The organism is Microbacterium sp. ISL-59 (genome assembly GCF_018613945.1).
GTDB classification, from domain to species: Bacteria; Actinomycetota; Actinomycetes; order Actinomycetales; family Microbacteriaceae; genus Microbacterium; species Microbacterium oxydans_B.
On record NZ_JAGGPG010000005.1, the window covers coordinates 257316 to 269578 of the forward strand.

General features: G+C 66.9%; 12 protein-coding genes. 2 read left to right on the top strand and 10 right to left on the bottom strand.

Annotated features, from left to right (window positions below; translation table 11 throughout):
- Window positions 1-26 precede the first annotated feature (26 nt).
- The 3 genes from J7E45_RS17545 to J7E45_RS17555 are packed head-to-tail and all read right to left on the bottom strand — an operon-like array spanning window position 27 to window position 1799.
- On the bottom strand, window positions 27-1037 hold the full coding sequence (locus tag J7E45_RS17545; RefSeq protein ID WP_215071036.1) for a hypothetical protein: 1011 nt from the start codon (window positions 1035-1037) through the stop codon (window positions 27-29).
- Between the two features lie 5 nt (window positions 1038-1042).
- Complete coding sequence (locus J7E45_RS17550) at window positions 1043-1369, bottom strand: transcriptional regulator (RefSeq protein WP_215071038.1); 327 nt, start codon at window positions 1367-1369, stop codon at window positions 1043-1045.
- The gene (locus tag J7E45_RS17555; protein WP_215071040.1) at window positions 1362-1799 is read right to left on the bottom strand and encodes a hypothetical protein; all 438 of its coding nucleotides are present in this window, start codon (window positions 1797-1799) and stop codon (window positions 1362-1364) included. Before J7E45_RS17555 ends, J7E45_RS17550 begins: the two co-directional genes overlap by 8 nt.
- Before the next feature lie 250 nt (window positions 1800-2049).
- Here J7E45_RS17555 and J7E45_RS17560 point away from each other — a divergent pair, with 250 nt between their 5' ends.
- Window positions 2050-3141, top strand: coding sequence for a linear amide C-N hydrolase (locus J7E45_RS17560; protein ID WP_167635255.1), 1092 nt, complete (start codon window positions 2050-2052; stop codon window positions 3139-3141).
- A 38-nt stretch (window positions 3142-3179) separates the two neighbouring features.
- Window positions 3180-3740 (top strand): HdeD family acid-resistance protein, encoded by a 561-nt coding sequence (locus tag J7E45_RS17565; RefSeq protein ID WP_215071043.1) that lies wholly within the window; start codon window positions 3180-3182, stop codon window positions 3738-3740.
- A gap of 66 nt (window positions 3741-3806) precedes the next feature.
- On the opposite strand, the gene J7E45_RS17570 is transcribed toward J7E45_RS17565, so the two are convergent.
- The 7 genes from J7E45_RS17570 to J7E45_RS17600 all read right to left on the bottom strand — a co-directional run bounded on the left by J7E45_RS17570 (window position 3807) and on the right by J7E45_RS17600 (window position 12262).
- A complete protein-coding gene (locus tag J7E45_RS17570) occupies window positions 3807-5354 on the bottom strand; it encodes a LuxR family transcriptional regulator (RefSeq protein WP_215071045.1) in 1548 nt (515 codons plus the stop codon).
- 333 nt (window positions 5355-5687) lie between these two features.
- The gene (locus J7E45_RS17575; protein WP_215071047.1) at window positions 5688-6593 is read right to left on the bottom strand and encodes a multidrug DMT transporter permease; all 906 of its coding nucleotides are present in this window, start codon (window positions 6591-6593) and stop codon (window positions 5688-5690) included.
- Window positions 6590-8242: a sodium:proton antiporter gene (locus J7E45_RS17580; protein WP_215071049.1), complete on the bottom strand. Its 1653-nt coding sequence runs from the start codon at window positions 8240-8242 to the stop codon at window positions 6590-6592. The genes J7E45_RS17575 and J7E45_RS17580 overlap by 4 nt, the downstream gene beginning before the upstream one ends.
- 29 nt (window positions 8243-8271) lie before the next feature.
- Complete coding sequence (locus J7E45_RS17585) at window positions 8272-8943, bottom strand: GAP family protein (protein ID WP_215071051.1); 672 nt, start codon at window positions 8941-8943, stop codon at window positions 8272-8274.
- A complete protein-coding gene (locus J7E45_RS17590; RefSeq protein WP_215071053.1) occupies window positions 8940-10061 on the bottom strand; it encodes a hypothetical protein in 1122 nt (373 codons plus the stop codon). The genes J7E45_RS17585 and J7E45_RS17590 overlap by 4 nt, the downstream gene beginning before the upstream one ends.
- Window positions 10058-10771, bottom strand: a complete 714-nt coding sequence (locus J7E45_RS17595) for a hypothetical protein (RefSeq protein ID WP_215071055.1) — start codon at window positions 10769-10771, stop codon at window positions 10058-10060. Before J7E45_RS17595 ends, J7E45_RS17590 begins: the two co-directional genes overlap by 4 nt.
- Before the next feature lie 81 nt (window positions 10772-10852).
- The gene (locus J7E45_RS17600; RefSeq protein ID WP_167635250.1) at window positions 10853-12262 is read right to left on the bottom strand and encodes a glutamate decarboxylase; all 1410 of its coding nucleotides are present in this window, start codon (window positions 12260-12262) and stop codon (window positions 10853-10855) included.
- Window position 12263: the final 1 nt, after the last annotated feature.

Below are 12263 nucleotides of genomic sequence, written 5' to 3' on the forward strand. Positions count from 1 at the left end.
AGCCACCGACGCTCGACCGGATCGGCTCACCGACGGAAGGTGATGACCTCATCCCGGCGCGATTTCTCGAGCGTCAGACCGGCGAGTTCGAGGCGCCGATACACCCGCTTCGGCAGCGGCGGAAGCTCGGCGGAGAACCCTGGCGGCGGCTTCGCGATCCCGGTGACCACGGAGAGGTCGACGCCCGACCCGCCGCGCACTTCAAAGCGCGCGTAGTCACTGCGGGTCCGCCAGCGCAGGAGCTCGAGTTCGCGGAACGGGATGGTGTGGTGTGCCTCACCCACGCGCACGCGGAGTTCGTCGTTGCCGAAGGCGACCGCGCACTGCTGCGTGCGGCGGCGCAGGATCGCCGTGAACGCCAGGTACACGGGCAGTCCGACCACGATCCCGAGGAGGAGGATGGCGATCCGCGGCCCCATCCGCATCACGATGTCGTCGAGCGCGATCAGCGCGACGACACCGAGGAGCCCGAAGACCACGACGATCGCCACGATCGCCTGGGTGAGACTGCGCATCCGCAGCTCGATGCCGGGGAACCGCACGACCGAACCGTCGCCGCTCTCCTCGCGTTCCCACTCCGGGGTCACGGGCGGCGGGCGCTTCTTCGCATCGCGGCGCGCGAGCAGATCGGTGACGCGACTGAGCAGCCCGAGCCAGATCCACCCGACCGCGGGGATCGCCGCCATCTGCAGCACCACGGCGACACCGCGAACAGGGTTCGGGAACGGGTCGAGCAGGTCTCCCCCGAACTCGATCACCGAGGCGACGAGCACGCCCAGAACAACGGCCACGATCACGTGGAGGATCACGCCGTTGCGCGCGGGCACCATGTCGAATGTCGCGTTCACGAACGCGAAGCCGAAGCACCAGCCGCCGATCAGCATGAGCAGGAAGGGGAAGAAGCTCAGATCGTCGCCGGCGAGCGTGAAGCCGATGGCGGCGAGCAGAAGCACCGCTCCCCAGAGGAGCGGGTTGCGCACCAGTTTCCGGGTCACGGTCGTGCGTACCCGCGCATCGGCGGCGGTGTTCTCCGTCATAGGGATCAGCGCCCCTGCCCTCGTGCCGAGCGGACGATCGCCTCGAGCCGGCGGAGATAGGCGTCGAAGGACTCCCGCCCCGCCTCGGTCAGGGCGATGCGACGGGCCCGCTGATCGGTGGGGCTGTTCGTCACGACGACGACTCCCGCATCCGTCAGAGCCGACACATGCTTCGACAGCGCCGACTTGCTCACCCCGATCAGGCGGAGCAGCGTCGAGAACTCGATGTAGTCCGCGGGGGCCAGGGCGGAGAGAACGCTCAATCGCACCGGCTCATGCAGCAGCGGATCGAGTCGGGGCGCTGCCGCGTCCCCTTCGTGCGGGTCACTCATCTCGCTTCCCGGATGCCGCCGCGGCCGGAACGCTCGCAAGGCGCTGCAGACCCGGTCGGCAGACGAGGAGGATCACGACGACGGCGGCGAGCGCTCCGATCGTGTTGGGGAGGATCCATCCCGCCGCGCGCACGGGGAACTGCACGGCGGCGAATGCGGCGAGCGCCAGCAGGGCACCACCCCAGACCAGCCATGCGCCGCGACGGTCGGACCAGGTCAACCGCAGCCGGATCGACAGCATCGAGAAGAGCCCGACGATCCCCAGCACGATGAGTGCCGAGAGGTAGATCATGTCCATGTCGATCATCAGCCCGATCGCCAGCGCTCCCGCCGACGCCACGAGGGAGGCGATCCATGCTCCATTCCGCACTGACATGCTCTTCGCCTGCTTCACGGCCGCGAGGCGGGCCGCTGCTTCGTTGCTGTCCATGATTCCCCTCTCGAAGTTCGTTTCCTGTAAAGAAACTAACACGTAGTTTCCTCACGGGCAACCACTGCGGAGCGAGTCAGCACGAGGCGGGTTGGAAGCGGGTGAAGGTGCGGGTGGCGCCCGGGTGAGCGTTGCGGGTGATTTCGCGTCGTCGCCACGTCCGCACGGGCGCGCGCGACCAATAATCGCCAGAGAGCCCGTGACCCCTCCGGCCGCGGGCGAATCATCGACGAGAGGACGTGCGGCGCTCATGTGCACACGAGTTGTCTGGCCCGATGCCAATGGTGCAGTCATCGTTGGCCGAAACATGGACTTCCATATGGACCTGCTCTCCAACCTCTGGAAGCTCCCCCGTGGCATCGAGCGCTCCGACGGCGTCCATGGCACACTCACCTGGAAGGCCAAGTACGGAAGCATCATCGCGACGGCGTTCGACCTCATCGCGTGCGACGGCATGAACGAGAAGGGGTTCGCGGGTCACATCCTGTGGCTTGCCGAATCCGACTACGGCAAACCTGAAGCGGATGCGACTCAGCTGAGCCAGGCGGTGTGGCTGCAGTACTATCTCGACAACTTCGCCACGGTCGCCGAAGCCGTCGCGTGGACGAACGAGTCGCAGGTGCAGATCGCTCAGCTCTTCGACCCGACGGGGCACCTCGTTCCCACGCTGCACCTGGCGATAAACGACGCGAGCGGCGACTCGGCGATCATCGAGTACACCGACGGTAAGCCGAAGGTCTACCACAGCCGCGAGTACCAGGTGATGACCAACTCCCCGACGTTCGACAAGCAGCTCGAGCTCGTGAAGGAGGTCGAAGGTCTCGGCGGTGACAAGCCGCTCCCCGGATCGACCTTGGCCAGCGATCGCTTCGCGCGCGCCTCCTTCTATGTGGCTCACCAGAAACAGCCGAAGACGCAGATCGAGGCGATCTCGGCGATGTTCAGCATCATCCGCAACGCCGCACAGCCGTTCCGCACGCCGGAGGAGGGCAAGCCCGACGCGTCGCAGACCATCTGGCAGGTCGTGCTCGACCTCACCAACATGCGCTACGCCTTCGAGTCGACGACCCGACCGAACATCGTGTGGGTCGATTTCGCCGACATGAGCTTCACGGAGGGCACCAAAGTCCTCAAGCTCGACCTGGTGGGGCGACTGGCGTTGGAGGGCGGCCTGGTCGGCAACGCCAGCCACCATTTCGCGGATGTCGGAGAGCTCGGCCAGCAGGTGTTGGCCACCGGGACCGAAGCACTCGAGTTCGTGGCGCGCAAGCAGGACGAGTTCGCCGCGATCACGAAGGCCGTTCAGAGCCTGGTCGGTGAGAAGAAGCCCCACGCCGCATAACGCCCGACACCGCCCGATCGACTCTCGAGGAAACGCCTATGCACGCTGCACCCACGTCCACGAAGACCGCCTTCGACGGCATCCGCATCGCCATCGGCGTGGGGGGATCGCTCGCCCTCATCGTCGGAGTGGTGATCCTCGTCTGGCCGGGCAAGACCGCGATGGCCGTCACCGCTCTCGTCGCCGCCTACGCGATCGTCGCGGGTGTCATCTACGCGGCCATCGGCGGGCTGAGCAGGACGAAGGGCGGATGGGCGCGCGTCGGCCACGTGCTGCTCGGCCTGATCTTCATCGTCGCCGGGGTGATCGCGTTCACGAGCCTCGGTCAGACGGCGGTCTGGCTGGGAGCCTTCCTCGGCGTGCTCGTCGGCATCCTTTGGATCGTCGAGGGAGTCATCGCGCTGAGCACCCTCTCCCAAACCGGCTCCAGGGTCTGGTCGATCGTCTTCGCGATCTTCTCGATCGTGGCCGGAGTGGTGCTGCTGTTCGCACCGCTGTGGGGCGCCATGGTGCTGTGGATGCTGATGGGTATCTCGCTCATCGTCCTCGGCGTGGTGAACATCGTGCGAGCGATCACGTTCGGTCGCGTTCCGCGTTGATCACGGACGGTCGCGCTGGCTGCACGTGGCCAGCGCGACTGTCCGTGGTCGATGCGGCGAAGGCGATCAGTCGCTCATGGAGGCAGCGAGCAGACGCATGCGCGTCGCGATGCGGATCGCCTCTTCTCGAGTCGAACACCCCAGCTTGCGATAGATCGAGCGCAACTGCGACTTCACGGTGTTCGGCGACACGTGGAAGCTCGATGCCATGTTCGCCGTCGAACGCTGCGCCGGCAGCGCGTTGAGGATGCGGAGTTCGCCCGAGGTCAGGGACGGTCGCGCTTGGAGGTCACGGAACACGATGCCTTCCGTCACCACGACCCACTGCTCGGCGGCTTCCGCATCCAGCACTTCCTTGACGCGATCCACGAGCTGTCGCGGCATGACCTCCAGCAGGCGACGGCGGTCGGCGCGCTGGGAGATCCTCGAGATCTGGCGTGCGGTCTCCGCATCGATCTCGCCCGTTCGCGCGAGCTCGAGCCATCCCGAGAGCAGCACGGCTTCGGCGCGCTGCGCAGGTCCGAGCGTCTGGTCCGATGCCAGCGCGCGAAGCTCGTGTGCCGCCGTGTCCAGCCGCCCGTCGTGGAGCGCGAGATGGGCGGTCGCCAGCAGGGTGAGCACGCCGACCTTGGGGTTTTCCTTGACGACCGTCCAGGCATACGCGGAGTCACCCGTGGCGATGAGCGCCTCGATGGTCGAGGAGGCGACGACGTCGGCGGCGAACGAGCCCCGCTGGGTCGGATGCCCGTCCGAAGCCAGTCGGATCGCCTCGAGCGCATCCTCCGGCCGATGCCGCGAGAGGTAGGCGCGGCAGCGGGCCAGCAAAGCGAACGGCCAGTTGAGTTCGATGCTGTCGACCGGGCACGCTCCCGACAGCAACTCGTCGACGACACCCGACCGGCGGTCCACGGCGATGAGCGCCGTGGCGATGAGCTCGGACGACATCGTCGCGCTCGCATGGAGGGCGGTCACCTCCGGCATCTCCTCCGCCTCGGCGAGCGCGCGTTCCGCCTCGCTCAGGGTGCCGCGGATCGCGTGAGCGAGTGCGGTCCGGGCGAGAGCCATACGTTCGGCGTATTGCTGCCCGGAGAACTTGCCCAGCTGACGAGCCGTCGCGAATTCCAACAGCGCCCGTCCCGAGTCGCCGGCGGCGAGCATCGTGGTCCCGATCTGATGATGGAGGAACCACAGGGGCCCGTCGATCCGTTCCCGCCCCTCGGCTGCCGTCTCGAGGAGACGATCCTCGAGCCGCCGCGCGTAGACCATGGCGGCCGTGACGTCGCCGTTGACACGGAACGAGAGCATTTGGGCAAGAGTGAGGAAGTCGAGCTCATCGGCGCTCATCAGGCGCGCATCCTGGGCGTGCGGGACCGGCTGATAAGTCCGAGCCCTGCGGGCGAGCACGGCCGTCATCGGATGGATCACTCGAAGAATGGGATGCCGGTCGAGCAGGCTGCTCGGCAGCTCGACGACCGCTGCCGTCAATGCGTCGGGATGCGTCGTGTAGAGAGGCCAGACGTTGGAGACGACGGTGCGGGCGATGGTTTCTGGATGTCCGGCACGCACCGCCTTCGCGAGTTCGTCGCGGGCGCGGTCCGTGTCGGTGAGGTTCATGCTGGCCCCACCCAGGCTCTTTCCGGAGAGGTTCGAGGTGTTCGCACCACGACGGGACGGAGCAGCTCCCGACGAAGGAGAGTCGTGCACTTGTCGTTAAAAGCGGTCGCTCGAAGCATCGGTTCCCCCTGCTCTGCCGACGCTCTGGGGAAGCGCCGGTCCTGTAAGACGAGAAACCAACCCCCTCGGTCCTCGCTGACTCCTTCCTAATATATTGGCGGGCTCGGGGCACAGATCACCGTCGGACATCACCCGGGTGTTCACCCCGGTGACACCCGGGTGACCACCCGGGCTGTCCGGCATCCGTGTCGCTGAGTACCCGACCCGCACCGCTCATTCCGTGCGAGCCTCCGCCCGCGACAGAGCGAATACGCCGCTCATCGCCACCACTCCCGCCGCCGCCAACGCCAGGAACGCCCACATCGGCGCGCCGCTCGCCTCGCCCAGGATCGCGATCCCCAGCACGACGGCGACCGCGGGATCCACGACGGTGAGCCCTGCGACGACGACCTCCGGGCGGTTGAAAGCGTGGGCCTTCTGCACGAAGTAGATCGAGAGTCCCCCGGCGACTCCGATGCCCAGGATGCAGGCGATGGTCAGAAGGTTGGCGACATCCCACTTCAGACCGCCCGACTGAAAGGCGGACTGCACACGGAGGATGACGGTCTTGCCCAGGGTCGCCACGAAGGCCGAGTAGATGCCGCCGAGAAGCACCCAGACGACCGGAGGCGTGCGCCGGCGCCGCCCTACGATGCCGACCACCGCCGTGGTGATCAGCAGCACGGCCAGCACGACCAGCACCGCGATGAGCTGCACATCGGTGATCGCGTGCTGCGTGCTCACCATGGCCGCGACCGTCACGAACCCGGCCACCCCGAGCACACAGATGGCAATGGCTCGCACGACCTGACGGGAGGGCGCTCTCTTGGTGAACACGGCGGTCAACAGGGCGGTGAACACCAACGCGACGACGCCCACCGGCTGCACGACCATCAACGGCGCGAACGTGAGGCTGCCCATCTGCAGGAGCACGGTGACTCCGAGCAGGAGCGTGCCGAGCAGCCAGAAGTGGTTGTGGAGGAGGTTCATGGCCTTCGAACCGTCGACGCCGCGCTCCGATGCGGCCTCCATGGCACGCACGCCCCGCGCCTGCAGCAGGTTGCCGACTGCGAGCGCAGCGGCAGATCCGACCGCCAGAGCGATGCCGATCAGCGGTGCCGAGTCGAGTTCCATGGTCATCTCTCGCTTTCGAGGTGGAGCTTCACACTGATCTCGAAGGCATCGAGCTCATCGAGCACATATCGGAGGGCGGTCGTGCTGTGGCGTCCGGACCGGCCGAGTTCATGCAGGCGCTCCCGCATGACGGCGATCAGGGCGAGCTGGAACTCGAGCACCTCCGGGGCGTCTGCACCGCCACGGGGATCGAGCGGCGCGACGAATCCCGCCGTCGGGAGCGAAGAGATCGCAGCGGAGAACGGCGTGCGCCCGCGACGCTGCAGAGTGCCACCGTCGATCGCGGCCTGCGCGGCGTCACGCAACTGTTCGTCGATGCTGCGGATCTCGTCACGCGGCGGGCCGCTCGCCCCTGCCGCCCGGAGTCCGAGGAGGCGTGCCAGCACAGGAAGGGTCATCCCCTGCAGCAGCAGACTGCCCGCCGCGACGAGAAACGCGATGAAGACCAGCAGGTCGCGCGACGGCACGTCTGGGGGCAGCGTCTGCGCCGCCGCGAGGGTGACCGCACCACGCATGCCGGCCCACACGATCATCGCATTGTGCTTCCAGGTCAGCGGCGACGCGTCGAAGTACTCGATGTCGGCGCGCATCCGTCCCGCACTGCGCTTTCTGGAGCCACCACCCCCGTTTATGGAGAGGCGACGGCGCATTGATCTCGCCACCCTCGCGGCGTGCACATGCATCATGGGGAAGACGTACGCGGCACGGACCGCGATCAGGATCACGAGCGCCACCGCAGCGATGGTGATGCCGGCGAGCAGCCCTTCTTCTGCTTCGAGGTTGCTCTCGACGATCCCCCACAACTCGAGTCCCATGAGAAGGAAGACGGCACCCTCGAGGAGGAACGCGATCGTACGCCACGTGATCTTGTCGGAGATGCGCTGTTCGGGTGTGAGCCATCGCACGGCCCCCTGCCCGCAGACCACGCCCGCCACGACCGCCGCGACGAGGCCGGAACCTCCGAGTGCTTCCGTCGGCAGATAGGCGATGTACGGGATCGTCAGGCCCAGAGCGGTGTTCGCCGTCGCGCTCGTGGTCCATGCCCGCAGGCGCAGCGCCAGCCACCCGGCGACCGCGCCGACGACGATGGCGGAGAGCACCGCCCAGGCGAACGATCCGAGAGTGGTGAGGAACGAGAACCCGGACGCCGCGGCGACGATCGCCGTGCGCAGAAGCACGAGTGCGGTCGCGTCGTTGAGCAGGGATTCCCCCTCGAGCACGGTCACCACGCGTCGCGACACTCCGAGCCGGCGCACGATCGAGGTCGCGACGGCATCCGTCGGGCTCAGGATCGCACCGAGCGCCACCGCCAGGGGGAAGCCGAGACCGGGTATCGCCCAGAAGAAGAACAGCCCGAGCACCACGGCGCTCACGATCACGAGGAGCACGGACAGTCCGCCGATGGCGGCGATATCACGCCGGAACTCGATCGCCGGGGCGGAGACGGCGGCCGAGAACAGCAGTGGAGGCAGCACACCGACCAGGATCAGCTCCGGAGGCACGGACACTGCCGCCACCCCGGGAATCAGACTGACGCCCACACCGACGGCGACGAGGATCAGCGGCCCCGCGATGCCCGTCCGCTGTGACAGCGAGCTCGCGAACACGATCACGAACACCGCGCCGATGACGAAGACGAGGACCTCTACCGGCATCCAGAATCCTCACGAGGGGAATCCACGGTTCACGCCGCCAGGTCGGCGACGCCGGCGCCGATGAGCTTGAAACCGAGGATGACGAAGAGCACCGCCATGATGACGGCGTGATTGGTGACGAGCCAGTTGCGCATGCCGGAGAGGCGCACCTCGACCTTGCTCGGCGAGACGACGCTGATGATCCACGGAATCGCCACCGCCGAGATGCCGAAGATGCCGAAGATCAGCACGACGGCCACCACCTGTTCGACCGGCAGGACGGCCTGCGAGATGCGGCCACCCGCGGCGGCGAGCAGCGGCAGATCCTTGGGCGACAGCGGTCCCGATATCAGGACGCCGACGAAGAACGCCTTCCACGCGGTCAGCCCGTCGAGACTGGCCATCCATTTGGGAGTCTCGTGCGATGAACGGCCGCGCCACTGCAGCAGCGCGAGCACGAGCAGACCCGCACCGAGGATGATCTCGATGATGTCGATCGTGATGTGCGGCCCGGAGTCCGGGTCCTCTGCCCCCGCCGCTCGACCGATCAGCACGAGGACGCCGACGAAGAGGATGCCCCACGCATAACACCCCAGGATGAAGGCCGTGCCGTTCGTGCGGCCCTTGCCCGACGTCGCCATCAGGATGACGGCGACGATGGAAAGCGGGCTGATCGCGACGGCCACGCCGAGTGTCAGCAGATCGGCGAGGACGGCGATCATGCGCGCACCGCCGGGTGCGCATTACGCAGGAACAGGATGATCCAGCTGAAGATGAGCAGAGCCGAGACGAGCTCGACGGCCGTCAGGTTGTAGATGCCGGCGGAGAAGAGCACCGCGAGGATCACGATCACCCCCACGTAGACGAAGCCCAGCGCGACGAAGACCTTCGGCATGGTCGGGATGAGCCAGGGGAGCCCGACCACGAGCACCGCGAACGCGACGCACATGCCGGTGGCGACCGTGTTGTGCACGAGGAAGAAACGGTCGACGGGAAAGAGCCCGACACAGGCGAGCAGCGCGCCGAGCAGCACGAAGAGCCCACGGACGGTACCTCGCCGCCGTCGATCCGCATCCGTCGCCGAGGGCAGAGTCGCGGTCCCGAACCGTGCGATCGTCGTGACGATGACGCCCGACACGATCAGGGTGACGTTGAACGTCAGCGCCGAGATGTCGTGGGTGATGCCGAGCGCCGACAGGTTCATCTGCCACCACTGCGGATCCGTCGCACTCAGCATTGCCGTCACCATGCCGACCACGAGGAACACCGCGAGGACGAGGGACAGATGGCGGGGCGTGAGATTCGCCCCGCTCACGAAGGCGAGATAGGCGCTGAGCGCCGTGGATGCCGCCGCGAGCACGACCGCAGGCGACGCGAAGACCGTCGCCCCGACGAAGCTGTGATCGAGGATGGTCGCCACGCCGATCCACCCGAGAAGAGCGATGGCAGCGTAGGCGGCCGACAACGCGACGAGGTCGAACCACCAGTACCTGGTGCCGTCGGCGGCGCGCATGTCGGTCGGCCTGTCGCGATGCGGACGCAGACGGGATGTCGCGAAACCGGCAGCGGCGGCCACGGCGCCGGCGATCGCCGCGAACTCGCCGAGAGAGTGACGGCCATCGATCGGGAGCTCGCGGCCCCAGAACACGAAGATCGCGACGATGGCGCTTCCGGCGAAGGCGAACGCGCCGAAGGTGAGGGCGAACGACTCGTCGTCGAGCGCGCGCCGGACCCGGGTGCGGGCGCCGACCGCCCCCGCACTCGCTCTCGTGTCGATCGATGTCGTCCGCCCCGTCGCCACCTCGTCTACCGACGCCGCTGGCGACTGCGTGCGCGTCATCGGAGAACCGGCTCGTCGTCCTGGCCGGACCCCGCCCGAGCTGGACGTTGGCGACCCCGATCCCAGAACGGAAGAACGATGAGAGAGGCCAGCAGGAAGCAGAGCGCCCCGACGAAGGTGCCGTAGTTCGCGAGACCGTTGTTGAACGCATCTCCGCTGGGCAGGATGAACGCGCCGACGGCCGAGGCACCGAACGCGATGCATCCGACCATGTTGATGAAGACCGACCACCAGGCACGGCGCCCCAGGTCCCAGAGTCTTCGGGCATGGGCGTAGGCCACGAATGCGAGGACGCCGCTGAGGAGGAAAGCGACGGACCCTCCGGCGTCGGGATTCCAGACGAGCTTCTCCTGTGCAGTGATGCTCCGCGCGTGCAGGGCACCGGTCGTGCTCACGTTGAACAGGATCGTCCCGAACGACTGTGTGGCAGCGGCGAGCCACTCCGCCCGGACCATCCGTCCCGGTGCGTAGGCCACCCTGACGGCCACGGCACCGCTGAGGAACAGTTGGATCAGTCCGGCGCCGGTGAAGAACCAGGCGCCGATGAAGAAGAGCAGATTGGACCCGCTCGAGCCCACTGCCTCGCTCAGGCCGGGTGCGGAGCCGGCGGCGAAGAATGCCGAGCCGATCATGAACCCCCAGCACTGCTTCGTGACGCTGGGCACGAAGAGCCTGCGGGGAGGATCGATGCTGGTAGCGGCAACGGTCATCGTCGCTCTCCTCTCATCTCGGTATGACTCGAAGGCGCGATCGGGGAGGGCGCGGGATGGCGCCCTCCCCGATCGGGCGGATCAGTGGTGGAAGTGCGATCCGCTGCTCGCGGTATCGGGAAGCGGGGTCGTCAGCGCCTCGAGGAACGCCACCTCGCCCCGGATGTCCGCGAGCAGAGCTGATGCGAGGTCACGGCTGAGTCCGACCTTCACGACGATGCGCTGCAGGACGACATCCGACATGTCGTCGGCCATCGGGTAGGCGGGGACGAGCCATCCCTTCATTCGCAGACGATCGGCGAGGTCGTACAGAGTCCATTTGTCGGTGTGTCCGTCCTTGAGCACCCAGGCGAAAACGGGGATCGTGTCGCCCTTGCTGATCAGGTCGAACGGGCCGATCTTCGCGATCTCACTCGAGAGGTAGGTGGCGACGTCGATCGAGTTCTGCTGCACCTCGCGGTAGCCCTCGAATCCGAGACGGAGGAACTGGTAGTACTGCAGCAGCACCTGCGCGCCGGGGCGAGAGAAGTTCAGCGCGAGCGTGGGCATGTCCCCGCCGAGGTAGCTCACGTGGAAGATCATGCTCTCGGGCAGCACGGCGGTGTTGCGCCAGACCACCCACCCGACACCGGGGTAGACGAGGCCGTACTTGTGGCCCGACGTGGAGATGGAGTTCACCCGGTCCAGCTGGAAGTCCCACACCAGGTCCGGCTGGCAGAACGGTGCGACCATCGCGCCGGATGCCCCGTCGACGTGGATCTTCACGTCGAGGCCGGTCTTCGCCTGGATCTCATCGAGCTTCTTCGAGATCGCGATGGTGTCGTCGTACAGTCCGGTGAACGTCTGTCCGAGGATCGACACCACGCCGATCGTGTTCTCGTCGACGTAGTCCTCGAGGTTGTAGCCGTCGAGGATGATGTGATCCGGGCTCACCGGCACGTAGCGCGGCTCGACGTCCCAGTAGTTGCAGAACTTCTCCCACACGACCTGGACAGCCGCCGACATGATCAGGTTCGGCTTGTCCGTCGACTTGCCCTCAGCGGTGCGCTTCTCCTGCCACAGACGTTTGAGAGCGAGCCCACCGAGCATGCACGCCTCCGACGAGCCGATCGTCGAGGTGCCGATCGTGTCGCTCTTGTCCGGGACGTTCCACAGGTCGGCGAGGATTCGCCAGCAGCGATCCTCGATCGCCGCGGTCGCCGGGTACTCGTCCTTGTCGATCATGTTCTTGTCGGCCGCTTCGAGGTACAGCTTCTTGGCCTCGTCGTCCATCCAGGTGCCGACGAACGTCGCGAGATTGAGTCGCGAGTTGCCGTCGAGAATGGACTCGTCGTGCACGATCTGGTACGCCGTCTCCGGCAGGCTGGGGCCCTTCGGCAGCGTGAACTTGTCGAACTCGGTGGCCTCGCCCGGTCGGACGAAGACGGGATTGATGCTGATGGTCGAGTCGATGTTCGTCGACTGCCGGGCCTTGTGCGTGTTGGTGGTCACT

Coding starts and splice junctions, on each gene's coding strand:
- J7E45_RS17545 (WP_215071036.1), bottom strand. CDS start 1,037: ATGACGGAGAACACCGCCGCCGATGCGCGGGTACGCACGACCGTGACC.
- J7E45_RS17550 (WP_215071038.1), bottom strand. CDS start 1,369: ATGAGTGACCCGCACGAAGGGGACGCGGCAGCGCCCCGACTCGATCCG.
- J7E45_RS17555 (WP_215071040.1), bottom strand. CDS start 1,799: ATGGACAGCAACGAAGCAGCGGCCCGCCTCGCGGCCGTGAAGCAGGCG.
- J7E45_RS17560 (WP_167635255.1), top strand. CDS start 2,050: ATGTGCACACGAGTTGTCTGGCCCGATGCCAATGGTGCAGTCATCGTT.
- J7E45_RS17565 (WP_215071043.1), top strand. CDS start 3,180: ATGCACGCTGCACCCACGTCCACGAAGACCGCCTTCGACGGCATCCGC.
- J7E45_RS17570 (WP_215071045.1), bottom strand. CDS start 5,354: ATGAACCTCACCGACACGGACCGCGCCCGCGACGAACTCGCGAAGGCG.
- J7E45_RS17575 (WP_215071047.1), bottom strand. CDS start 6,593: ATGACCATGGAACTCGACTCGGCACCGCTGATCGGCATCGCTCTGGCG.
- J7E45_RS17580 (WP_215071049.1), bottom strand. CDS start 8,242: ATGCCGGTAGAGGTCCTCGTCTTCGTCATCGGCGCGGTGTTCGTGATC.
- J7E45_RS17585 (WP_215071051.1), bottom strand. CDS start 8,943: ATGATCGCCGTCCTCGCCGATCTGCTGACACTCGGCGTGGCCGTCGCG.
- J7E45_RS17590 (WP_215071053.1), bottom strand. CDS start 10,061: ATGACGCGCACGCAGTCGCCAGCGGCGTCGGTAGACGAGGTGGCGACG.
- J7E45_RS17595 (WP_215071055.1), bottom strand. CDS start 10,771: ATGACCGTTGCCGCTACCAGCATCGATCCTCCCCGCAGGCTCTTCGTG.